Source organism: Agrobacterium fabrum str. C58 (assembly GCF_000092025.1).
Taxonomy (GTDB): Bacteria; Pseudomonadota; Alphaproteobacteria; order Rhizobiales; family Rhizobiaceae; genus Agrobacterium; species Agrobacterium fabrum.
In genome coordinates this window covers 2,577,216-2,600,952 of sequence record NC_003062.2, presented here as the reverse complement: position 1 = coordinate 2,600,952, position 23,737 = coordinate 2,577,216, and the positions used below count along the sequence as shown (strand labels likewise).

Sequence of the window (23,737 nt, the reverse complement as noted above, 5' to 3'; positions counted from 1 at the left end):
TGATCAGGCGGCAAGATCTTCGGCTTCTGTTCCCTTGAACATCTTTGCGAGGTTCAGGAAGCAGATCATGCCGTGTTCGTTGGCAATGATGCCTTCGGAATAGGACTTGTCGAAAGACGCCGAGATTTCCGGAACCGGCTGTACCTGGTTTGCCGGGATCGTGAGGATGTCCGAAACGCGGTCAACCAGCATGCCGATGACCATGTTGTGCACTTCGGCCACCACGATGGCGCTTCGTTCATTGGCGACGGTGCTCTTCATACCGAGCTTGTGGGCCAGATCGATGATCGGAATGACCGAGCCGCGCAGGTTCATGACACCGATGACGTCTTTCGGCGCGTGGGGAATGGGCGTGGAAGGCGCCCAGCCGCGGATTTCGCGGATGGTCGTCGTCTTCACGCAGAACTCCTGATCATGCAGGCGGAATGCGATGATTTCGAGCGTCTCACCGCCAAAATTGGTAGAGTTAATCATTGCCATCAGAATTCTTCCCAATGCTCGCTGTGGAGGCCGGCGCAAGTGCACCGACACTTGCATGTGCGAATTTGGCGTTCTGCCTGGTGCCTGAACAGCCGGAAATACCATTTCCGTCTTCAATGGAAGATTCGTATCATGAGATGGTTTCGCAAACCTAAATGCGGAGCCGTCTCAATATTCCTTCTCGTAAAATATCCCGGCCGCACCTTCGCCATTGCCGCCTGCTTCGCCGCGCAATTTCACGCCGCGCCCGACATCGAGGTTGATAATCGCCTTTGCGCCGGATTCGCCGCTCTGCTGCAGCTCAAGATAGGTTCTTTCATTGAGATATTTGCCGGCGGAAACGCGGGCCTGTCCCTCGGAATCCGTGGAAATATCGAGATCGTCGACACCGAGATTGCTTCGGAGCTTGTCGAACAGCGAGGTTGAGCGTCCGCCGGCAAGCTGGGCGGCGGCATCGGCCAGCCGCGCGATCTGCAGCGCGGAGAGTTTCGACATGGATTGTCCGAAGATCAGCTGCGCCATCACCTCGTCCTGCGGCAGCGCCGGTGCGGAGGAGAAGGCAAAGGTCGGGTCGTTGGCATTGCCGGAAACGGATACGGTGACCGTGGTCGAACCGACCGTCGAATCCGCCTTCATATCGAGAACCGGGACAAGGCCGCCGCCGAAGGTGATATTGCCTGTCGTGAAATCCAGGCGGCGGGTGAGGATTTCCAGCCGGCCGCGGCGCATTTCAAAGCCGCCGGAGATGACGGGAACGGCAGCCGTGCCGCGGATGGTCAGATTGCCGGTCAGTTCCGCATCAATGCCGCGGCCGCGCACGAAGATGCCGCTCGGCGCATTCACCTGCAGATCGAGATTGATGGTAGAGGAGCTTCCGCTGCCGCCCTGGTCCGCTCCGAGCGCCTTGGCCTGAGCGCGTACCTTTGGCGGTGCGTTCTTGTGTTTGACATCGATTTCCGTCAGCGAGGCCGGAAGTTTCTCCGGAATGGTGATGGCGCTTCTGTCGAGCGTCAGGTTGCCACCGAGCGCTGGCGAATTCAGCAGTGGTCCTTTCAGCGTCAGCGTGCCGCTCACCACTGTCGTTACCAGCGTACCGTCATTATAACCGGCGCGATCGAGCGTGATCGAAATATCAGCGGGGAAACCCGAGCCGCCGGCAATGCCGACGCTGCCGGTTCCGGAGATCGTTCCACCGCCGACGAGTTTGCCCGTCAATCTGGAAATGACGGCACGGTCGCGGTCAAACTTGATCGTTGCGCCCAGGCCATTGATCGTCAGGTTCCGGCGCACATCCGTCAGGCGCGTGCCATCGGTGGTGATGCTGCCGGTCACCACAGGTGCGGATGCAGTGCCGGAGATATTGACGTCGATGGCGGCGGTGCCATCCACATCAAGGCCCTGTGCGGCGGTTTGCGCCGCAACGGCGCTGAAAGGCAGCCGGCCGGAGAATGCCATGGAAAGTGGGCGATTGCCGGCGATGCCGAGCGAGCCGCCGCCGGAAAGCGACATGCCGCCTTGACCGGTCACGTCAGTGTCGATCTGCAAGTTGCCGCCGGCGAACCGGCCATTCGCCTTGATGCCAAGGGCGGCAAGTCCCGCGGCGCGCGTCTGGGCGACCTCGGCATTGGCCCAGTTCAGATTATAATCAACCGAGGGGTCGGATGCCGCGCCCTTGGCACTGACGGTACCGGATATGCTGCCCGCTGCATCCAGCCCGGCGGCAAAGGCGTTGGCGAGGCTCGCGGGAAGCGAGCGGATATCGGCCTTGATATCGAGGGTCGAACCGGCGGTGCCGTTGACCTCTACGCGACCATCGCCCGTGATGATGGTCAGATCGGCGATGCGAGCCGTACCGTTCTGGATGGCGATGGTGCTTGGTTTTTCAAGCCGCACCGGAATTCCCTTGGGGGCGGCCGAAAAGGTGTCGACCCGCACCGTCATGGGTGAACCGCCGGTATCGGCGCTGCCTTTCACCACCAGAGGCGCATTGTCATAGCGGCCGTTGACATCGAACGCAGTCGTTGTGCCCGAATGTCCGATGGTGGCATTCAGGCCTGAAATCGCCGCCGTACCGGCATTGACGCTGTCGGCGCTGATCTTGCCGTTGATGGCAAGCGCCTTGATGTCATCGATCGAAATATCGGCGGCCAGTTTTGAAATCGTTGTCGTGCCCTGGCGGATATTGCCGCCATTTGCCTTTATCGTCGCGGCGATCTTGCCGTTGGCGTTGCTCAGCGCGATATCGCCGGCAATATCGCCATCCGCCTGCTGTGCGGCCAGTGCGGCCAGCAGGGCGAGATCGGGGAAATTGAAGGAGAGATTGCCCGTCGGCAGGAACTGTTGCGAAAATTGCAGCTTCCCGTTCAGAATGTTGCGGCCTACGGCGACATGAAGTTCGGGTATTGCCGTGCCGTTCTCGGTCTGCACCACATTGGCGTTGGCGTCGATCTTCTGCCGGTCGAGGCTGCCGCTGGCCGTGAATTTTGCCTGCGGTGCGGCCGGGTCGGCCTTGCCGGAGGCATTAACCTTCAGTGCTTCGAGTTTTCGACCGGCAAGGATGGCACTTTCGGAACTCAGCGTCACGTTGAAATCAGGGGCGGCGAGCGCGCCGCTGGCTTCGATTGCAAAATCGGCGATGCCCTTCGCCTGCGGCGTCAGCTTTTCCAGTGCCGGGAATTTACCCTTGAGGTCGGCGCTTAGTGCATCATTTTCGAGGCTGACATTACCCGCCGCCTCGATCGTTCCTGACTTGATGACGAGGTTCTCGATACTGGTGCGTCCACCGATGGTCAGGTCGATGTCGCCCTGGAGGGCGATGGTGGTGTCGAATTTTTCCGCGAGTGCCGGTGGAAGCGTGGCGGGCAACGCGAAGAGCTGGACGCTTGACGTCAGGCGGTTATCAGCGAGATCGAAACTGCCGTTCAGCGTGCCGCCGACGCTGGCGCTTTCCAGCGTTGCGCCGTTAAAACCGATGGCGGAAGAGGTAAGACTGAGCGGCGCCTTGATGGTAAGAGGCGCGCGTACCAGCCGGTCGATATCTGGACTGACGAAGGATGATTGCGCGACGGACAGGACGGTGGCGATCGTGCCGCTGCGGTTGGTGATATTGAGATCGGCGCTCTCGGCGGTCAGTTTGACATCGTCAAGCCGGCCTTGTGGCAGCGCGAGGCTGCGCAGGGAAACCGTGGTGTTGAGGTGTGCGGCATCCGCACCACCCTTCAGGGAAAGATCGAGGCCGTTGATGAGGGCCTGAATTTCACCATTGCCGAGTGGCCAGCGGAAATCCACGGGGCCGGCGGTGCCGATGAGATTGGCAGCCAAATCGTTCTGACCATTCGGATCGACGGTGCCTGATGCCGTCAGCAGCAACGCACCGGTCTCAAGCGTACTGCTACCGATTTCGATGCGGCCCTGCGGGTAGAGTGTGGCATTCGCGTCGAGTTTCGTCTCACCGGCAAAAAGCTGGCGGAACGCAGGTGGCAGCAGCAGATCAGGCTGGCCACCGCCTGCAATTTCGATACGGCGCGTTCCGTCGTCGCCAAGGAGATGACGGCCGGTAACGTTGACCACCGCATTGCCGGCGACATTGCCGCGCAGGGTGCCCGTCCAGCTGGAAAGCGGGCCTTCGCCATTGAGGTCTATCGCCACCGCAGGCGTGCCGGGAAGCGAAAGCAGTGTGGCGAGCAGGCCACCTTCGGGTTCCTTCATCTCGGCTTTCAGCTTCAGCACGTTCTCATTCGGCAGGAATGCAACGTCGGCATTGACCTCCGCATCCACTGCATTTCGCCTGTGAGCGGTGAGCGAAAGCCGCATGTCGTCCTGGGCGGCCTTGAGGTTGCCTTCCGCCGTCAAGTCGAAGGCGCGGCCGAGAAGCGATTGCCCAAGGCTGATATCCGGGAAGCTGAAATTATCGATGACGATTTCAATAGGAAGGGAAGAACCGCCGGAGCTCTTGCCTGTCGTCTGCTGGGCCGGCAGCGGTTGGCGCTCCACATCGATCGATCCGGCCGAGACATGATCGGCATGGAAGGTGCCGGCAAGCAGTGACAGTGGCGACCAGTCGACGGCAATCTGGTTCAGGCGGGCATAGGGCCCCTGCCGATCTGAAAGCGTGACGTTGTCGAGCCGCAGGCGGCCGGTCAGAAGGCCGCCCGGAGGCGAAATCTCGATCGTCTGATCGGGTGTCGATACGAGCGATGAAATCTGGTTTGCGGCAATCCGGGCGCCCATCGGCGTAAAACCGACGAACAGAACCGCAAGCAACACCAGCACCACGCAGCAGAGTGCAGCGTAGCCTAGCCATTTCAGCAATCGAATCAACGTTTTCATCAAGGGTAATCTACACTCTGTTGCAAGGGTGTTCGACTGCGGCGTTTAAAAAGACTGGCCGATGCCAGCATAAATGCCGAAATTGTTGCCGCCGTCGTATTTTTCGAGCGGCATGGCGACATCGAGACGCAGAGGCCCGAAGGGCGTCGCGTAACGCAGGCCGATACCGGCACCGGCCCGGATATCGGAGAAATCGGGTGTTACCCCATCAGAAACGACGCCGGCGTCGAAAAACGGCACAAGGCCGATGGTATCGGTGACCTTGATGCGGGCCTCAACGGAGCCAACCACGTAGGAGCGGCCGCCAGTCGCATCGCCCGCCGCATTATAGGGCGAAATCTCCTGGTAGCTATAGCCGCGCACCGATCCGCCGCCACCGGCGAAAAAGCGGCGGGTGGTCGGTATATCCTGTAGATCGCTGCCGCCCACCAGAACACCGCCGGAGAGCTTTCCTGCCATGATCAACCGGTCTTCGGCACCAAGTCCCTTATAGCCGGTGATAGAGCCTTCGAAAGAGGAGAAGAACGTGCCATTGAGCGCTTCATAGCTTGGCTTGGCGGCCAAGGATGCGCGAAAACCTTCGGTCGGATTAAGCTTATCGTCGCGCGTGTCGCGCACAAATTCCAGCGGTATCGAGGTCGTCAGATATTCGTTTTTGCCGAATGCATCTTCGGTATCGGCCCATTGGACCTCCAGACCCGCGGCGGCTGTATCCGTATCGTTCAGTTCGTAGGCGAAACCCGCCGTGCCCGTCAGCGTTTTGGCCCTGTAGGTGTCCGGGTTTTCGGTCTTGGCAATCAGGCTGGTCTTGAACGTCGTGCGGGGGTTGAACATCCCCGGCTTGGTGAAGGTAATGCCCGCCGAATAATCCATGCCTTCGACGCTCGATGCCTCCGCAATACGCGAGACAGAGCCTTCGATGCGCAGTGATTCCGCCTGTCCGAAGAGGTTACGGTGACCCCAATATCCTTGAAGCCCGATACCTTCGGTCGTCGAATATTGCGCGCCGACGCCAAAATAACGGTGCTTGCCTTCGGACACTTCGATGGTGAGCGGAATGGTGCCGTCGCGGGCAAGCGTTCCCGCTTCCTTGATCGTCAGGCTGGAAAAGACGCCGAGCTGGCGCAGGCGGTCGGCGGCCTTGCGCAGCTTTTCCGGCGAATAGGGCTCGCCGCCATTAAGGCGCGAATAACGGCGAATGAAGTCGCCATCGACGGTTTTTTCGCCGGTGACGGTGACTGCGCCGAGCGGCGCGACGGGGCCACCTTCAGCTGCCATTGTAATGTCGACCGTATTCGTCGCGTGGTTTGCGACCGCCTCGCGTTTCGTCAGTTTCGCGAGCGGCCGGCCTTCCGCCTTCAGATCATCGATCAGCTTGTTGCCGGCGCGGATAATTGCCAGAGACCCGGCATCACCGCCGGCGATCAGGCCGTATTCATCAAGATTGCGGCCCGTTACATCGCCTTCAAGGCGAACGTTGCCGAGGGTGAATTTCGGGCCCGGCGTTACCGTTATGACCATGGGTACAGGCGTGCTGTGATCGAAAACCGGGTTGGGAGGCAGGTCATCAACGTTCTTTCCGGCCACGGTCACGTTGACGATGCCGCCGTAACGGGCGTTTTCATAAAGTGCCGCGATCAGCCTGTCCCTGTCGTCTCGCGCCTTTATCAGAAGGCCGAGATCGCCGGAGGCAGGTTTGTCCTTGTCGGCCAGAAGAAGCGAGCTGTTTTCCAGACTGCTCTTCAGGGACTTGTCGGCGTCGGCCGCGTCAAGCGTGACGGCATATTTGACCGGGTTGATAACTTCGACCTCCGGTTCTTCCGAACCCCAGAGGCGCATGCCGAACAGTTTGAAGGCGAAAGCATCACGGGCAAACGCCGGATACAGGGCGAACGTCAAAGCAACCGCAAGCGCGGTGCCAGCTTTCCGATACGCAATACCTGTCTTCGGGTTAGTTCGTGTTCTTCGCATAAGCTGCTTTATGGTTGAGCATTTATTGTCGCCCTAACCCGTTTCCTGTCCGTTAACATTGCAATTTAATCATAAATAAACGGCTTTGAGGACCCTCGCGCTGATGTTTTGCCGCCATTAACGCAAAAAGCCCCGGGTGACCGGGGCTTCTGTGCAACTGTATGTCGTGCAGCGATTAGCGGCAACGTGCCGTGTAACGCTGGCCATACTGGTCGCGATAATAGCAATAGCCCGGCTCGGAAGCGTTACCGATCAGAGCACCGCCCACGCCGCCGATGGCTGCGCCAACTGCTGCGCCACGAACGTTACCAGTGACCGCACCACCGATAACAGCGCCGGAAACGGCACCGATCGAAGCACCCTTTTCGGTCTGCGTGCAGCTTGCAAGCGACAGGCCGACCAGCGCAAATATGATTGCCTTTTTCATGAAACTCTCTCCAACGTTACAATGAGCTCTTCGGCTCGGTAGGCGTCCCATATTTATCTGCGGCGACTGCTACCTCCGACCGCCACAGATAACTAACAATTCGATGTCGTTTAGGGAAGCCTCGTCTTTCGGCATTCCTTCGAGCGTAAATCGATTGCGTGCCAGACAACGGCGCCACGCGGAAAAGGTTCCAAATCTCTCGGTTTTTTGATGTGAATCAATTTTGCACTTTTCATAAGCGTCTATAAACGGTTTATTGGAATGGTTCAAAACAACGGCGAATTGACGCAGACGTGGTTAAAGTGGCCCGAAAGGGTTGACGGTCCCGGTGTCGGAGCGGAAAACGGTCTGGTCAATTCTGGAGCATGGCATGGACTTCGAGGCATTTTTTACGACGGAACTGCAAAGCCTGCATTCTGAGGGGCGTTATCGCGTTTTTGCGGATATCGAACGCCAGCAGGGCAATTTTCCCCGCGCGACACGGTACAATGCCAATGGCGATCGCAAGGACGTAACCGTCTGGTGCTCCAACGACTATCTCGGCATGGGCCAGAACCCGAAAGTCATCGAAGCCATGAAAGCCGCCATCGATCACTGTGGCGCGGGTGCGGGAGGCACCCGGAACATTTCTGGCACCAACCATTATCATGTCCTGCTGGAGCAGGAACTCGCCGATCTGCACGGCAAGGAATCAGCCCTGATTTTCACGTCGGGTTATGTTTCGAACTGGGCAACCCTCGGCACTCTCGGCCAGAAAATTCCGGGCCTCATTATCTTCTCCGACGCGCTCAACCACGCATCGATGATCGAGGGCATTCGTTACGGTCGTTGCGAGCGGGTGATCTGGAAACACAACGATCTCGAAGATCTCGAAGCGAAGCTTAAGGCTGCCGATCCCAATGCGCCGAAGCTGATTGCCTTTGAATCCGTCTATTCGATGGATGGCGATATCGCGCCGATCAGGGAAATCTGCGATCTGGCCGACCGTTACGGCGCCATGACCTATCTCGACGAAGTCCATGCCGTCGGCATGTACGGCCCGCGCGGTGGCGGCATTGCCGAGCGCGAAGGCCTGATGGATCGTCTGACGATCATCGAGGGTACACTTGGCAAAGCCTTCGGCGTGATGGGCGGTTATATCACCGGCTCCACCGCAGTCTGCGATTTCATCCGTTCTTTCGCATCCGGCTTCATCTTCACGACGGCCCTGCCACCGTCGCTTGCCGCCGGCGCTATCGCGTCGATCCAGCATCTGAAGGCTAGCCCCTTTGAGCGCGCGCGCCATCAGGATCGGGTCCGCAAGCTGCGCGGTCTTCTCGATGCCCGCGGCATTCCGCATATGGACAATCCAAGCCACATCGTGCCGGTCATGGTCGGCGATGCCGCCAAGTGCAAGTGGATTTCGGATATCCTGCTCGACAATCACGGCGTCTATGTGCAGCCGATCAATTACCCGACCGTGCCGCGCAAGACAGAGCGCCTGCGTATTACACCGACACCGCTGCACACTGATGCCGATATCGAGCAGCTTGTCGGTGCGCTGCATCAGCTCTGGTCGCATTGCGCACTGGCGCGTGCGGTGGCTTAAGGCAACCGTTCAGATTGAAGAGGTCAGGGCCGCGTTCACGCGGCCTTTTCTTTTGTGGCGATGAGTTCCAGTGCATGGCGGCGGGCCTCTTCGTCTGCCGAAAAAACGTCGTCCATCGTCTCGGCGGTGCGGCCGTCATGCATACGGTCCATCACCGTTTCAACAATTTCGGCCATGTCGAGAAAACCGATGCCACCAGCGACAAAGGCGTGAAAGGCGGTCTCCTCGGCTGCGTTCAGGGCCGCGCCCTGCAAACCGCCACGCTCCAGCGCCATGCGCGCAAGCCGCAGCGCCGGGAAGCGGGCTTCGTCCGGTGCTTCGAAATCGAGCCGTGCCAGTTTCGCGAAATCCAGGCGCTCGACGCTTAGATTGCCGCGCTCAGGATAGGTGAGGGCATAGGAGATGGCGGTGCGCATGTCGGGAGAGCCGAGCTGCGCGATATAGGAGCCGTCAGTGTAGCCAACCATCGAATGGATGATCGATTGTGGATGGACAATCACGTCCACCTGATCAGGCCTGAGATCGAAGAGATATTTCGCCTCGATCATTTCCAGGCCCTTGTTGAACATGGAGGCACTGCCGATCGAGACCTTCAGCCCCATCGACCAGTTGGGATGGGCGCGGGCGATATCCGCCGTGACGTTGGACATCTCGTCCCGCGACCAGGTGCGGAACGGCCCGCCGGAAGCCGTCAGCACGATGCGTTCCACCGCCTGTTTGTATTCACCCGTCAGGCACTGGAAGATTGCGCTGTGTTCGCTGTCGACCGGGATCAGCCGGCCGCCGCCCTGTTTGACAGTGCGCAGAAAAACATCGCCCGCCGAAACGAGGCATTCCTTGTTGGCAAGTGCAATATCGGCACCACGCCGGGCGGCCGTCAGTGTCGGGGCGAGGCCGGGGGTGCCGGCAATCGCGGCCATCACCCAGCCGGCATCCATCGAGGCTGCCTCTTCAAGGCCGGCCATGCCTGCGGCGACTTTGATGCCGGTGCCTGCCAGCGCCGATTTCAGCGCTTCATATTTATCATCGTCCGCAGTGACCGCGAGCTGCGCGCCAAATTCCCGCGCCTGTTCGGCCAGAAGCGCGATGTTTCCCGCGCCGGTCAGCGCCATGATCTCGAACCCGTCGCGGCCACCCAGTTGACGCACGACATCCAGAGTATTGGTGCCGATGGAACCCGTCGAACCCAATATGGTCAGCTTGCGTGGCATTTCACTGGCATTCGTCATCTTCAGCCCGTCGGTTTTATTGGCAGAATTAGGCTCTACTCGCGAAAACCCGCCATAACAAGGACAAAGCCCAGGCTATTGTTTTTGTGAGGCGCAAAGCCATATGCAAGAAAAAGACAAGAGGATGTTGATGCGACGTTTCGTGGTTTCCAGCGGCTGGATTTTTGCGGCAAGCCTTGTGCTGGTTCTGGTTTTCATTCCTTTCGATCCGCGCCTTTCCGAAACCGCGCAGGCACTGCCGGGCCGAATAGTCACCTTCAATCGCGCTATTACCGATTTCGGAACCTTCCGCTGGATGCTTTACTCCACGGGCGCGCTCGCCATTCTTGCTTATGTTGCCGCGCGTGTCCTGCAGGCGCAGACCTATGGCGGGCGGCTGAGAACGGCGTGGCGGCTTCTCGCTTATTTTTTCCTGACGATCGGCACGGCGAGTATTCTCGTCCATACGCTGAAATTCCTGATCGGGCGGGCGCGGCCGGAGCTTTTTCTGGAAATGGGCGCCTACAGCCTCACGCCTTTTACCGGCGACAATCTTTATGAGAGTTTCCCCTCAGGCCATTCGACGGCTGCCGGGGCGTTTTTCGGTGTTTTCGCCATGCTGATGCCGCGCTTCCGCTGGGCGTTCCTGCTGCTTGCGCTCGTGATCGGCGTTTCGCGTGTCATCGTCGGTGCGCATTATCCAAGCGATGTCGCAGCCGGGCTGCTGCTCGGCCTGTGGACGGCCATGGCCTTCGCCTTTATCTTTGCCCGGTTCGAAATGCTGTTCCGTTTCGACGCACAGGGCTGGCCGCAGCCGAAGAATGCAAGCCCTCCGGCGGCTGAAACAAGATAAAGAGATTTAACGGGACCGGATGGGGGCGAGGGTGATGGAAGACGCGAAAGCCGGGCATGAAAAGGACGGCAGAGCCGTTCAGAATATCCACACCTGTGTTGCCGTGGCCGGTGGCGGACCGGCAGGCATGATGCTCGGCCTGCTGCTCGCCCGCAGCGGTATCGATGTTGTTGTCGTCGAGAAACACGGGGATTTTCTGCGCGATTTTCGTGGCGACACCATCCATCCTTCCACGCTTGAATTGATGGAACAGCTCGGTTTCATCGACGAGTTCTTAAGCCTTCCGCATACACGCGCGCCGCGGCTGAACGCGGTTATCGGTGGTGAGCGCGTCACGATTGCGGATTTTTCCCGCCTGCCGGTCCGGCATCGGTTCATCGCCTTCATGCCGCAATGGGATTTTCTCAATTTCATCGTCGGCAAGGCAGGGCAATATGAAAATTTCCGCCTGCTGATGAATGCGCCGGTCACCGGCCTCATCGAACGGGACGGGCGCGTCGGCGGCCTCACCGTCGAAACGCCGGAAGGGGTCATCGAGATCGCTGCCGATCTGGTGGTCGGTGCAGATGGCCGCAACTCCATCGTCCGTGAGGCGGCAGGGCTCGAGGTCCAGCGCTTCGGCATCCCGACCGAAGTGCTGTGGCTGCGCCTTTCGAAACAGCCTGACGATCCGACCGAAACCATGGGGCATGCCGGCTCGCGACAGGGTTTCGTGATGATCAACCGGGGTGACTACTGGCAATGCGGTTATGTGGTGCGCAAGGGATTTTTCGCGGACATAAAGCTGGAGGGGCTTGAGGCCTTTCGGTACAGGGTCGCGGAAATCTGCCCTTTCCCACGCGAAAGGCTCGATGAGCTCAAGAGCTGGGACGATGTGCATCTCCTTACCGTTCGTATCGACCGCCTGAAGCGCTGGTGGAAACCCGGTCTGATCTGCATCGGCGATGCGGCCCATGCCATGTCGCCCGTCGGCGGCGTCGGCGTCAATCTGGCCATTCAGGACGCGGTTGCCGCCGCCAATATATTGGTGCCGGTGCTGGTGTCCGGCCGGGCCATTCGTGATGATGACCTCGCCGCAATCGAAAAGCGGCGGTCCTTCCCGACCAAGGCCACGCAGTTTCTGCAGCGGATGATGCGTATCGGTCGCAAGAAAGGGCAAGAGGAAAGAGCGGAAAAGCCCAAAGGCCCGCCTGCCTTCGTGCGGGCGATTATTCGATTTCCGCTTCTTTCCCATCTGACTGGCCGGCTGGTGGGGCTGGGTTTCCGTCGGGAAAAGATTGAGACGCCGTGAGAGCCATCAGGACGGGCGGGCGATCTCCTGCGCATATTTCAACCCGATAACGGCTGATCCGATCAGCCCCGGCTCGATGCGGCAGATGGCGGGCACGACCAGTGGACGGTTGAAGCGCCGGAGAATGCGGCCCCTGACTGCTTCATCCAATGCAGCGAGAAGCTCCCGCGAGTTCGAAAGCCCGCCGCCCACCGGCACAATGGTCGCGCCGGTAACATTGATCACCATCGCCAGCGGCGAGGCGAGAATATCGATGAGGACATCGATGGTTCTGGCGGCTTTTGCATCGCCCGCCTGCCAGGCGGCGATAATATCCTCGCTCGTCATCTCCTGCCGGTGCAGATGCGCATGCAGCTTTTCCATGCCGCGGGCGCTGCCGATGGCGTCGACACAGCCGGTGAGGCCACAGCCGCATTCGAAGCGGGGCAGCGAGACCGGCGGATTGCCGGCCGATGTCGCGGCCACGGGACCATGCCCCCATTCGCCGGCAAAACCGCCATGGCTGTTGATGAGCTTGCCGTCGATCACCAGCCCGCCGCCGACACCGGTTCCAAGGATGACGCCGAAAACCACGCGGTGGCCTTGACCCGAGCCGATTTCCGATTCGGCGATCACGAAACAATCCGCGTCATTGGACACGATGACGGGAAGGTTGAGGGCTTTTTCCAACTCGTCCTTCAAGACCCGGCCATGAATGCTCGGAATATTGGCAACGGTGGCCTTGCCGGTGTCGGGATCGATGACCCCGGCAATCGACAACGAAACGCAACCGGGCGTGCCGCCGCTCGCATCGATGACGGATTTGAGGCCGGCGGCGAAGTCTTCGAAACTGGTTTTCGGCGTTGGTATGCGTGGCACGGGGCGAATGTCGTCCGGGGTATGGGCAATCGCGCCCTTGATGGTCGTTCCGCCAATATCGAAACAAACGATCATGGTTCACACTCCGGAATGCACGGCATCGTAGGTTTTTTCTCCGCCAATCCAGGTCGAATGCATCTGGAGGCCGGGCGTCAGCACAACAAAATCGGCATCGAAGCCGGGCAGCAGTTTTCCCTTGTCCGATGCGCCAACGGCCTGTGCAGGATAGGCGGATGCCATTCTCAAGGCTTCCTCCAGCGGCATCTCCAGCTTTTCATACATGAAGCGGACGCAGGAGAGCATGTCGATATCCGCCCCAGCAAGCGTGCCGTCTTCAAGTGTCAGTCGGCCGCCATTGCGATAGACGCGCCGGCCATTCAGTTCGAAACCATCGTCATCCGTGCCGATGGTCGACATGGCGTCGGTGACGAGGAAAATCCGGCCCGGGCCATTCTTGGCGCGTAGCGCAATGCCGATGGCGGCGGGATCGACATGAAATCCGTCAGCGATCAGCCCGCAATCCAGCCCGCCATTCGAAAGGGCGGCGCCAACCAGACCCGGTTCGCGATGGCCAAGCGGGCTCATGGCGTTAAAAAGATGTGTCACCATGGAAGCGCCGGCCTCGATATAGGCCGTCGCAACATCAAGGCCGGTATCGGTATGGCCGAGACTGACCACGATGCCGGCTTTTCTCAGCGCTGCGACCTGTTCCTCGGTGACGTTCTCAGGGGCAATGGTCGTCATCACGAAGGCCAGTTCCGCCTTGCAGCCGATCAGAACGGCAAGATCGGCCGTCTCCATCTTGCGGACCAGCGCTGGATCATGGGTGCCCTTGCGTGCGACGGAAAGATGCGGCCCTTCGAAATGCAGGCCCAGAAAGCCCGGCACCTGCTTCTTGCTGGCGGCAATACCCGCCTGCGCTGCTTTCGAGATTACATCCGGCCGGTCGGTAATGAGCGTGACCATCAGCGCCGTCGTGCCGAACCTGGCGTGAGCGGAACAGATGCGGGCAATGCCTTCGACATCCGGCTGGTTGTTGAACATCACCCCGCCGCCGCCATTGACCTGGAGATCGATGAATCCAGGCGCGATCAGCAGTCCCTTTACATCGATCATCTCGGCTTCGGCTGGCACGCTATCTGAGATGGCGGTGACATGCCCGTCACCGACCACGAGCACTCTGCCCTCGTGCCATGCGGCGCCGTCGAAAATGCGGGCGCCAACAAATGCCTTGATGCCGCTCATTGGGTTTCCGTTACCTTCTTCAATGCCACGGGTGCATCCGGGTTGAAGCCGCGTGCGCGGGATAATTGTTCGATAAAGCCGTAAAACGGCGCAATCAGCAGCAATGCATCGGTCAGCGGGTGGTTGGTCTCCACGAAGGGCAGGGGCTTGGCCGGGCTGCCCTTTGTGGAGGTGACGAAAACATTCGCACCTTTATTGGCAAGGCTTGCGGCGATATCCGTGACCGACGTCTCGGCACGGTCGCGGGCGGCAAAGGCGATGACGGGGAATTGCGGCGCCACCAGCGAGACCGGGCCATGCATGACCTCGGCCGAGGAATAGGCTTCGGCATGCAGCTCGCAGGTTTCCTTGCATTTCAGCGCAGCTTCTGCGGCAATGGCGAGCGCCGGACCGCGGCCCAGCATGTAAAGCGATTCTTCGCCCTTCACCGCCTCGCCGATGTGGCTCCAATCGAGCGCGATGGCCTTGGCGAAATTCTGCGGCAGGGCGCTGACGGCCCTGGCAAGCAGGCTGTCTTCCGTCCATTCGGCAAGGATAGCCAGACCGGCAACGATGGAATTGACGAAGGATTTGGTCGCTGCAACCGCCTTTTCCGGCCCCGCCTGGATATTGATGGCGTGGTCGGCCGCCTCACCCAGTGGGGATGGCAGGGTGTTGACGAGCGAGAAGGTGAGCGCGCCGCCCTTGCGGGCGCTTTGTGCGAGGGCAACGATGTCAGGGCTCTTGCCGGATTGCGAAACGGCGAAGGCTGCTGCCCGTTCCAGCCGCAGTTTCGTCTGATAGATGGAGGCGAGGGAAGGCCCGAGCGAGGCGACCGGCAGACCGGTCTGCAATTCGATGGCATATTTCAGGAAATGTGCGGCATGATCGGAGGAGCCGCGGGCAATGGTAACGACGACTGCCGGGTCACGGGCCTTCAACTTGCTGCCTGCCTCCAGGAAGTCGGTCTTGGCATTGTCCAGCAGGCGGGCGACAGCATCGGGAATCTCATCGATTTCCTGGCGCATCAGGGTTGTCATCGTTTCATGTCCTTGATCAATGTTTTACTCTGGACCCATCGTCAGTTCGGCGACAAGGTCGTAGGCATCACTGCGGTAAAGCGCGAGGGATATTTCCATGAGGCGCCCGCTTTCGAGATAGGCCATGCGCTGAACGGAAAGCGCTGCCGAGCCCGGCGGGACCCCAAGCAGAAGGGTTTCCTCATCCGTGAGATTGCGGGCCGAGATGCGCTGAATGGCGCGCACGGGGCGAATGCCGCTCTTTTCAAGCTCCAGATAAAGCGAATTTTCGACGAGTTGCGGATCGGGCAAAATATCCCCCGGCAGGCTGGTGACTTCCAGCGCGATCGGCTGGTCATTGGCAAGACGCAGGCGCGTGAGCCGTGCCACCATGGCGGACTGGGAAAGGCCGAGTGTCATCATCTCATCGCCGGTGGGGTGGAAAAGACCCCTGTCCAGCCATTGGGTGCTTGCCGTCATGCCGCGCCGGCGCATGTCCTCGGTAAAGGAGGTGAGCTTGGTCAGCGGCTGTTGCATGCGGGTGATGGGCTTGACGACAAAGGTGCCCGAACCATGCCGGCGAACGAGAAGGCCGTCGCGGACGAGATCATCCACCGCCTTGCGCACCGTGACGCGGCTGACGCAGGCGCTTTCAGCAATGTCGCGTTCCGGCGGCAGGGCGTCGCCATGCTTCAGGCGGCCGCCATTGATGGCGTCTTCGATCGTCTGGCGCAATTTCAGGTACAGCGGACCGCCGCCTGATTGCAGGTCCTCCAGATTAAGCGCTGCCCCGTTCATCCATAACCTCTGTCACAATCCGATATGGCTGCTTCTGGCTATACCACAGAAGACGCGATCGGCAATACCAAAATAGGACCATTAGCGAACTTGTATGATTAATCGGAGCTTTTTTCGTTCAAATGCCTTAAATTAAGGCTTTGTGATCGAAATATCCGCATTAACCAAAAAAATTTTCCCATTGCCGTAATTGCTCTAGACGATTGGCATTTTTTTGGTATTGTTTTGGCATCGGTTGCCGGTGAATAGCTGTTGCGCGTCCCGCTGGCCTGGAAGAATCGGTTTCTTATCCGCGACTTGCCAGAGTAAATCGAATTTTGCTTGACCGTTCTGAAAACTAATTTCATCATGGTCAGAAATTATCGCAGATAACTGAATAACCAACACAGAAATGGTTGCTTCTGCGAAAATTATTTACGAGTGAGCAGGGAACAAAGTTCATGAAGGTGGGAATTATCGGACTCGGATTCCGTCTCGGTTATCTGGGCTACGTTTTTCACGAGATCGACAAGGATTTCGAGATCGTCGGTTATGTCGATCCTCATCCGGCAGGTCTGCCGGGTTTGCAGGAAAAGGGCATTTCTGCCGGCAAGGTCTATGACAGCCCGGAAGCGCTGATCGCCGGCGAAAAATTCGATCTCCTGATGATCGGCTCGCCGAACCACATGCATCTGGAGCATATCCGCATCGGGCTTGAAGCGGGTTGCACCATTTTTTCTGAAAAACCCATCGTCGTCAGCATCGAGGAAAGCCTCGAGCTCGCCCGGTTGCTCAACAAGCACGGCCATGAGCGGCTGCTGGTCGGCCTCGTCCTGCGTTATTCGCCGCTTTACCGCGATCTGCGCGCCGCGCAGGCTGAAGGCAAGCTGGGTGAGGTCGTCTCCATCGAGGCTTCCGAACATATTCCGCCCTATCATGGCGCATTCTTCATGCGTGACTGGCGGCGTTACGAGAATTATTCCGGCTCCTTCATGCTGGAAAAATGCTGCCACGATCTCGATCTCTATAATGGCGTGGTTGGTGCCCGGCCGCGTTTCGTGTCGAGCTTCGGCGGGCGCAAGAGCTTCACGCCGGCGAACGCGCCGCAGAATGACGGCATCAACGACATGGAGGTCTACCATCGCAAGCCGAGCGGCTGGATGGGCTCCGACAAGGTCTTCGACAGCGATGGTGACATCATCGATTACCAGACGGCAATCGTCGAATATGAAAATGGCGCGTCGCTCGCCTTCCATACCAATCTCAACGTTCCCGACGATTTCCGCCGTTTCTGCGTCATCGGTGCAAAGGGCATGGCCGAGGGCGATTTCGTGCGCGGCTTCCTGAACGTTCACAATGCCCGCACCAATGAAAAAACCGTCGCCAAGACCTATTCTGCGGCAACCACGCTCTCGCAGCATTATGGCGCGGATGAGCAGATGGCCGAGGATGTGATCGCCCATATCGTCAGGGCTGCGCCCTTGCCAGTTTCCGCGCTCGACGCGATCGAGGCCGGCATTCTGGCGCTTGCCATGGATGAAGCCCGCCATGGCCGCAAGGTGGTCGATCTCAAACCGGTGTGGGAGGAGTACGATCTTGCGCTGCACGGTCAGCCTAAATCCCCCGCCGTGAAATCGGCTTGAGGAGGGCTGCGTAATGGATGCAAAACGCAGCGCAGTCATCTTCGCCTGGTTTCTTCTTCTACCGGCGCTTTTCTACATCACACTGATCGTCGCCTATCCGCTCGTCGACACATTCATCCTGTCTTTCACCGATGCGTCGCTTAAAAAAGTGACGAATTGGGTCGGCTTCATCAATTACGAGAAAATCTTCAACGCGACTTTTGCCGATGTCATCACGCGGACCTTTGTCTGGACGTTCTTTTCCGTCTCGATAAAGATGATCATCGGCACATTTGGTGCAGTGCTGTTGAACTCCGCCGTTCCCGGCCGTGCGCTGTTTCGCATCCTGACCATGCCGCCATGGATCGTGCCGATGGCTATCGGCATCTTCATGTGGGGCTGGATGTATAACGGCCAGTTCGGCATGATTTCCGGGGTGCTGCAGAATCTCGGCCTGGTGGACGGCCCGGTTGCTTTTCTTGCCTATGGCAGGACCGCCTTCTGGGCGACGATCGTCACCGATGTGTGGATCGGCGTGCCGATGGTGACGCTTTATCTTTTGGCCGCAATCCAGTCCATTCCGCAGGATCTCTACGAGGCAGCGTGGACGGACGGTGCCAGCCGCTCCTATCGCTTCCGTCGTATCACGCTGCCGCTGATGCTGCCGGCCATGATCACCATGTCGGTCCTGTCACTGATTTCGACGTTCAATTCCTTCGATATCATCTGGATCCTCACGCGTGGTGGTCCGAACGGCGAAACCACAACGATGATCATCGACACCTACAAGACGGCGATAGGCGCTTATAAATATGGTGAAGGTGCAGCGCGCGCGGTGCTCATCTGCATCTTCCTGTCGATCTTCACCTTCTTCTATTTCCGCATCACCCGCCGTTTCTCGCAGGAGGCCACGCGATGACCGACAGACATGCGAGGATCAACCGCTACACCTGGTATGAAATGGTCGGAATCTATTGCGGTATCGCCGTGTTCCTGGCCTTCGTGCTGGCGCCCTTCGTCGAAGGCTTTCTGGTGTCGCTGAAGCCGCTCAGCCTGCTGTTTTCTTCACCCTACAGGTTCTGGCCGGAGAACGGTTCCTTCGAGGCCTACCGGACGATGTGGGTGAGCGTGCCGGGTTTCGCGCTTTATATTTTCAATTCGTTCTTCATTGCGGGTTCGATCACCCTGATCGTGCTTGTGCTCGTCATTCCCGCCTCCTATGCCTTCGCGCGTTTCGAGTTCAGGGGAGCCGGCCTGTTGCTCGGAATATTCCTTGCGGTGAAGATGTTCTCCGGCGCGGTGCTGCTCATCCCGCTGTTTCGGTTGATGCGGTCCATCGGGGTGCTGAACACCTATTTCGCGATGATCATTCCCGGTGTCGCTTTCATCATCCCCACAGGCATCCTGCTTCTCGTGACCTATATGCGCCGTATCCCGCGGGAGTTGGAGGAAGCGGCCTATGTGGATGGGGCGAGCAGGCTCTATACGCTTCGCAGGGTAGTTTTGCCGATCGCAACCCCGGGCATTGCCGTTGTCGCGATCTCCTCCTTCATCGAGGCCTATGCGCAGCAATTCATCTACGCGCTGACCTTCAACTCAAAGACGGAATACATGCCACTGCCGGTGGGGCTCTTTGCCTATTTCGGCCGGCAGGAGGTCGTCTGGAACGAACTGATGGCGGCGAGCTTCGTGGGCATCGCACCGGCGATGATCGCGATCTTCCTGATGCAACGATATCTCGTCGGCGGGCTGACCGCCGGCGCGGTGAAATAAGCAATAACCGGAACGACTACCAAAACGGGAGACTAAATATGGCACTGAAACATTACGGATTGGCGCTCTGCGCTTTCGCATTTGCCGGTTCCACCGCCCTTGGCACGGTGGTGGCACATGCCGCCGACAAGGAGATCAGCTGGATCTATTGCGGCGACAAGATGGACCCCATCCATGAAAAATACATCAAGGAATGGGAAGGCAAGAACGCAGGCTGGAAAGTCGTGCCTGAGGTTGTCGGCTGGGAGCAATGCCAGGACAAGGCCACCACGCTTGCAGCCGCCGGCACGCCGGTTTCCATGGCCTATGTCGGTTCGCGCACGCTGAAGCAGTTCGCGCAGAACGATCTGATCGTTCCGGTGCCGATGACCGAAGACGAAAAGAAAACCTATTACCCCAACATCGTCGACACGGTCACCTTCGAGGACACGCAATGGGGTGTGCCGGTCGCTTTCTCGACCAAGGCGCTCTACTGGAACAAGGACCTGTTCAAGCAGGCCGGTCTCGATCCGGAAACGCCGCCGAAGACCTGGGCTGAAGAGATCGCCTTTGCCAAGCAGATCAAGGAAAAGACCGGTATCGCCGGTTACGGCCTGCCCGCCAAGACCTTCGACAACACCATGCACCAGTTCATGCACTGGGTTTACACCAATAACGGCAAGGTCATCGATGGCGACAAGATCACCGTCGACAGCCCGCAGGTTCTTGCAGCCCTGAAGGCATACAAGGACATCACGCCTTACTCCGTTGAAGGTCCGACGGCCTATGAGCAGAATGAAATCCGCGCCATCTTCCTCGATGGCAAGGTCGGCATGATCCAGGCCGGTTCGGGTGCTGCAACCCGTCTGCAGGCAACGAAGATCAACTGGGGCATCGCAACCCTGCCGCTTGGCCCTGAAGCCAAGGGTCCCGGCACGCTGCTCATCACCGACAGCCTCGCCATCTTCAAGGGAACCGGCGTGGAAGAAAAGGCGACCGAATTCGCCAAGTTCATCACCTCTCCCGGCCCGCAGGGCGAATACGAGTTGCAGGGCGGCGCTGGTCTCACCCCGCTTCGTCCGTCGCCGAAGGTTGATGAGTTCATCGCCAAGGATCCCTTCTGGAAGCCGCTGATCGACGGTATCGCCTACGGTGGTCCCGAGCCGCTCTTCACCGACTACAAGGGCTTCCAGGACGTGATGATCGAGATGGTGCAGTCTGTCGTGACCGGCAAGGCAACACCGGAAGATGCGGCAAAGAAGGCATCCGCCGCTCTCGAGCAGTACAAATAATTCCTCATGAATACGGATGCGGGCGCAAGGCCGCCCGCATCCGGTCAATTTCGCCGCGGGAATTCCTGCGCTCTTTCTGGCGCTCCCTCCCGTGTCTTTCAACGGTTCCGATCCGGTGTGGTTTTGTACCTGTTTCGGACCATCTCTGAACGTGGCCGGATGTCGGCCACTGACGGGAGAGGCAAGTCTTGGGTCAGCTTTATCTCAACAACGTCCGCAAGAACTATGGACATTTCGAAGTCATCAAGGGCGTTCAGCTCGACATCAGGGATGGCGAGTTCGTCGTTTTTGTCGGCCCTTCGGGATGCGGCAAATCCACATTGCTGCGCATGATCGCCGGCCTTGAGGAGATTTCCGCCGGTGACGTCGTCATAAACGGCGTGAAGGTCAATGAGTTGCCGCCGGTCAAGCGCGGTATCGCCATGGTGTTCCAGTCCTATGCGCTTTATCCGCATATGACGGTTTTTGAAAACATCGCATTTCCCCTGCGTGTCGAGAAGATGGCGGAGGAAAAGATCAAGCAGAAGGTCGAGGGTGTCGCGAAGATTCTCCAGCTCGACCAGCGTCTGCAGCAGCGCCCCGGCAATTTGTCCGGCGGCCAGCGCCAGCGCGTGGCGATCGGCCGGGCCATCGTTCGCGAGCCGAAGATATTCCTGTTCGACGAGCCGCTTTCGAACCTCGATGCGGCGCTTCGCGCCGATATGCGCATCGAATTGACCAATCTTCACAAGACGCTGAAGGCGACGATGATCTATGTCACCCATGATCAGGTGGAAGCCATGACCATGGCCGACCGTATCGTGGTGTTGAATGCCGGTGAAATCGCCCAGGTCGGCGCGCCGCTCGAGCTTTACCACAAGCCAGCGAACCTGTTCGTGGCGGGCTTCATCGGCAATCCGAAAATGAATTTTCTGAAGGTCACCTGCAAATCGGTCAGCGCCGAGGGTGTGACGGTGGCCTATGAGGGCCAGACGATCACCGTGCCGGTGGAGCCTCGTGCCGGTCTTGAGGGCAAGCAGCTGACGCTCGGCATTCGTCCGGAACATACCGGTCTCGAAGCAGCCGATCTCAACATCAAGGTCGCGCCGAGCGTTATCGAGCGCCTTGGGGTGAATACCATTGCTTATGGGGTCGCCCCGACGGGTGAGAATTATTGCGCTCTGCTTCCCGGCTCCGCGCCTGTCGTCGTGGATGAGCCGATCGTCACCGGCATCAAGGCTTCGGATTGCCATCTGTTCGATGAAAGCGGCATTGCTCTCGATCGTCGAGTCGACCTGTCAGTCCTCAAGCTGATTCAATAGGAACGGAGCCGGGCCATGCATTCTGTCGTTTTATGCCCGGCTTTTCCTGATGCGATCCGTTTTCGGCGCTTTTCGTCTGTCGTCCCGAGGCGAAAAGACAACGCCGGGCTTTTGGCCCGGCGTTCAAGGTTCTCTTGCGTGCCGGCTCGATCACGGCATGGGGTTGGGCATGTAGCCGGTAAAGCCGCTGATCTTCCAGCGGCCCTGATGCAGCCGGCAATAATAGAGTGTTTGCCATTTCATGGCGTCGAAGCTGCCGTCGGCCTTGCGAAGCCCGCCGTCGAACTTCTTGCGAACCAGCGCGGTCTCACCTTCCAGTTCGATTTCTTCCAGCGTGGTGGTGGTGAAGATCGCATGGCGCGGGTCTTCGGAAAATTGCTGGGTCTGGAAATCCTTCGCCTGTTTCAGCCATTCGTCGCGATAGGCGGCGAGCGAGGGGAAGGACAGGCGCCAGTTGTCCGGGTTTGCATCGCGATTGGCATTGATACCGAGGAAACCGTCCTCGACGAAATCATCCGCGACCTTCGACCAGTCGGCAGCGAGGAAGGCATCGATATCGCGCGTCACCAGCATCTCCCAGATGGAATGGCGGGCGGTGTCGGTTTCGGTAAAGGGGTTTTTGAATGGATCACGCATGGCCTGGGTCCGTTGTTGAAATTATTTTCAAGATTTGGAGATTTCTCTGGTGAATATTGTTGGCATATGCTCATCTCGCAATTAACAGAGAAAATGATTTTCAAATCAAAGGCATCCGTCATGTCGTCGAGGGGACGAAACATGATCGATTCGTGGGTCTATGCGGTTGACGGGCGCGCTTTATTAGGGTGCATCGGCAAAGGGGCCAAGCATTAAGTTTTGGCGGAACGGAGACCGGTGAGCATGGATATTTTTGCAAGGATACAGGACGACAAGGGGCAGTTCTCGCAGTCAGAACGGCGGATTGCCGATATTCTGGTTTCGGACTTCGAATTCGCCGTCAATGCGTCTATTATCGAGCTTGCAGCCCGCGCAGAAGTCTCGCCGCCGACGGTGACGCGGTTCTGCCGTCGTCTCGGTTGCCAGAGCTTTTCGGACTTCAAGGTCAGCCTTGCCAAGACGGCCTATGTAGGTGTCCGGTATCTCACATCAGAACCTTCCAGCACCGGCCCTTCCGATGTCGCGGAAGAGGTGCTGGCAAAGGCGCAGGAAGCGCTGTTCCTGCTGCACAAAACACTCGATCCCGCGCTCGCTGATGAAGCGGCGGTCAAGATTGCCAATAGCGGCATGATCTATGCCTTCGGCGCCGGCGGCAATTCCTCGATGATCGCTTCGGAAATCCAGAACCGGCTGTTTCGGCTGGGTTTGCGTGTTTCGACCAGCGCCGATCACAGCATGCAGCTGATGATGACGGCAGCGGCGCGCAAGGAAGACGTGATTATCGGTTCGTCTTTTTCCGGTCGCAACATGGAACTGGTGAAGTGTTTCAGGCTGGCGCGGGAAATGGGGGTCACCACCATCGCGCTTACCCAGAGCGACACGCCTGTCGCTGCCGCGGCCGATATGGTGGTGGCCGTTAATGTGCCCGAAGGGAACAATATCTTCCGCCCTACCTCATCACGTTACGCCTATCTGGCCGCCGTCGATATTCTTGCGACGCTCGCTGCCTATCAGCAGCGGCAGAGATCGATGGTGACGCTGCGTCACATCAAGCAGCAGCTGGTGGAGCATCGTGACCCGGACGACAAGCAATTGCTCGGTGACTGAGG

At 58.9% G+C, this 23,737-nt stretch carries 19 protein-coding genes; 9 read left to right on the top strand and 10 right to left on the bottom strand.

What is annotated here, in order from left to right; translation table 11 throughout:
• Positions 1–3: 3 nt before the first annotated feature.
• The 4 genes from ATU_RS12740 to ATU_RS12725 form a co-directional block, all read right to left on the bottom strand.
• Entirely contained in the window at positions 4–480 is a 477-nt protein-coding gene (locus ATU_RS12740; protein WP_003504949.1) for a chemotaxis protein CheW, read from the bottom strand.
• Positions 481–648: 168 nt separating this feature from the next.
• A complete protein-coding gene (locus tag ATU_RS12735; protein WP_010972439.1) occupies positions 649–4,809 on the bottom strand; it encodes a translocation/assembly module TamB domain-containing protein in 4,161 nt (1,386 codons plus the stop codon).
• A gap of 45 nt (positions 4,810–4,854) precedes the next feature.
• A complete protein-coding gene (locus ATU_RS12730; protein ID WP_010972438.1) occupies positions 4,855–6,780 on the bottom strand; it encodes an autotransporter assembly complex protein TamA in 1,926 nt (641 codons plus the stop codon).
• Positions 6,781–6,955: 175 nt separating this feature from the next.
• Entirely contained in the window at positions 6,956–7,207 is a 252-nt protein-coding gene (locus ATU_RS12725) for a YMGG-like glycine zipper-containing protein (protein WP_004443753.1), read from the bottom strand.
• 370 nt (positions 7,208–7,577) lie between these two features.
• Between ATU_RS12725 and hemA the strand changes: the two genes are divergently transcribed.
• The gene (gene hemA / locus ATU_RS12720; RefSeq protein WP_035257975.1) at positions 7,578–8,795 is read left to right on the top strand and encodes a 5-aminolevulinate synthase; all 1,218 of its coding nucleotides are present in this window, start codon (positions 7,578–7,580) and stop codon (positions 8,793–8,795) included.
• 35 nt (positions 8,796–8,830) lie between these two features.
• Here the strand turns inward: hemA and dxr are convergent, their stop codons facing one another.
• The gene (gene dxr, locus ATU_RS12715) at positions 8,831–10,024 is read right to left on the bottom strand and encodes a 1-deoxy-D-xylulose-5-phosphate reductoisomerase (RefSeq protein ID WP_010972436.1); all 1,194 of its coding nucleotides are present in this window, start codon (positions 10,022–10,024) and stop codon (positions 8,831–8,833) included.
• A gap of 130 nt (positions 10,025–10,154) precedes the next feature.
• Here dxr and ATU_RS12710 point away from each other — a divergent pair, with 130 nt between their 5' ends.
• The gene (locus tag ATU_RS12710) at positions 10,155–10,856 is read left to right on the top strand and encodes a phosphatase PAP2 family protein (RefSeq protein ID WP_035258076.1); all 702 of its coding nucleotides are present in this window, start codon (positions 10,155–10,157) and stop codon (positions 10,854–10,856) included.
• A 34-nt stretch (positions 10,857–10,890) separates the two neighbouring features.
• The gene (locus ATU_RS12705; RefSeq protein ID WP_035257972.1) at positions 10,891–12,147 is read left to right on the top strand and encodes an FAD-dependent oxidoreductase; all 1,257 of its coding nucleotides are present in this window, start codon (positions 10,891–10,893) and stop codon (positions 12,145–12,147) included.
• A gap of 6 nt (positions 12,148–12,153) precedes the next feature.
• Here the strand turns inward: ATU_RS12705 and ATU_RS12700 are convergent, their stop codons facing one another.
• From ATU_RS12700 to ATU_RS12685, 4 genes are read right to left on the bottom strand one after another with little or no spacing between them, the layout of a single operon-like run.
• Entirely contained in the window at positions 12,154–13,080 is a 927-nt protein-coding gene (locus ATU_RS12700) for an ROK family protein (protein WP_010972433.1), read from the bottom strand.
• A 3-nt stretch (positions 13,081–13,083) separates the two neighbouring features.
• A complete protein-coding gene (gene nagA / locus ATU_RS12695) occupies positions 13,084–14,250 on the bottom strand; it encodes an N-acetylglucosamine-6-phosphate deacetylase (protein ID WP_010972432.1) in 1,167 nt (388 codons plus the stop codon).
• Positions 14,247–15,269, bottom strand: coding sequence for an SIS domain-containing protein (locus ATU_RS12690; protein ID WP_006310751.1), 1,023 nt, complete (start codon positions 15,267–15,269; stop codon positions 14,247–14,249). The genes nagA and ATU_RS12690 overlap by 4 nt, the downstream gene beginning before the upstream one ends.
• 24 nt (positions 15,270–15,293) lie before the next feature.
• Positions 15,294–16,046, bottom strand: a complete 753-nt coding sequence (locus ATU_RS12685; protein WP_010972431.1) for a GntR family transcriptional regulator — start codon at positions 16,044–16,046, stop codon at positions 15,294–15,296.
• A gap of 440 nt (positions 16,047–16,486) precedes the next feature.
• On the opposite strand from ATU_RS12685, the gene ATU_RS12680 reads away from it, so the two are divergent.
• From ATU_RS12680 to ATU_RS12660, 5 genes are all read left to right on the top strand, one after another.
• Entirely contained in the window at positions 16,487–17,668 is a 1,182-nt protein-coding gene (locus ATU_RS12680) for a Gfo/Idh/MocA family protein (RefSeq protein ID WP_006310749.1), read from the top strand.
• 13 nt (positions 17,669–17,681) lie between these two features.
• Positions 17,682–18,566, top strand: coding sequence for a carbohydrate ABC transporter permease (locus ATU_RS12675; RefSeq protein ID WP_006310748.1), 885 nt, complete (start codon positions 17,682–17,684; stop codon positions 18,564–18,566).
• The gene (locus tag ATU_RS12670; RefSeq protein WP_006310747.1) at positions 18,563–19,420 is read left to right on the top strand and encodes a carbohydrate ABC transporter permease; all 858 of its coding nucleotides are present in this window, start codon (positions 18,563–18,565) and stop codon (positions 19,418–19,420) included. The genes ATU_RS12675 and ATU_RS12670 overlap by 4 nt, the downstream gene beginning before the upstream one ends.
• A 38-nt stretch (positions 19,421–19,458) precedes the next feature.
• The gene (locus tag ATU_RS12665; RefSeq protein WP_006310746.1) at positions 19,459–20,691 is read left to right on the top strand and encodes an extracellular solute-binding protein; all 1,233 of its coding nucleotides are present in this window, start codon (positions 19,459–19,461) and stop codon (positions 20,689–20,691) included.
• A 188-nt stretch (positions 20,692–20,879) separates the two neighbouring features.
• A complete protein-coding gene (locus ATU_RS12660; protein WP_010972429.1) occupies positions 20,880–21,992 on the top strand; it encodes an ABC transporter ATP-binding protein in 1,113 nt (370 codons plus the stop codon).
• 150 nt (positions 21,993–22,142) lie between these two features.
• Here ATU_RS12660 and ATU_RS12655 read toward each other — a convergent pair whose 3' ends face one another.
• Complete coding sequence (locus ATU_RS12655) at positions 22,143–22,628, bottom strand: hypothetical protein (protein ID WP_010972671.1); 486 nt, start codon at positions 22,626–22,628, stop codon at positions 22,143–22,145.
• A gap of 243 nt (positions 22,629–22,871) precedes the next feature.
• On the opposite strand from ATU_RS12655, the gene ATU_RS12650 reads away from it, so the two are divergent.
• Positions 22,872–23,735 carry a MurR/RpiR family transcriptional regulator gene (locus tag ATU_RS12650; protein ID WP_006310742.1) on the top strand — a complete coding sequence of 288 codons (864 nt, stop codon included), beginning with the start codon at positions 22,872–22,874 and terminating at the stop codon, positions 23,733–23,735.
• Positions 23,736–23,737 lie beyond the last annotated feature (2 nt).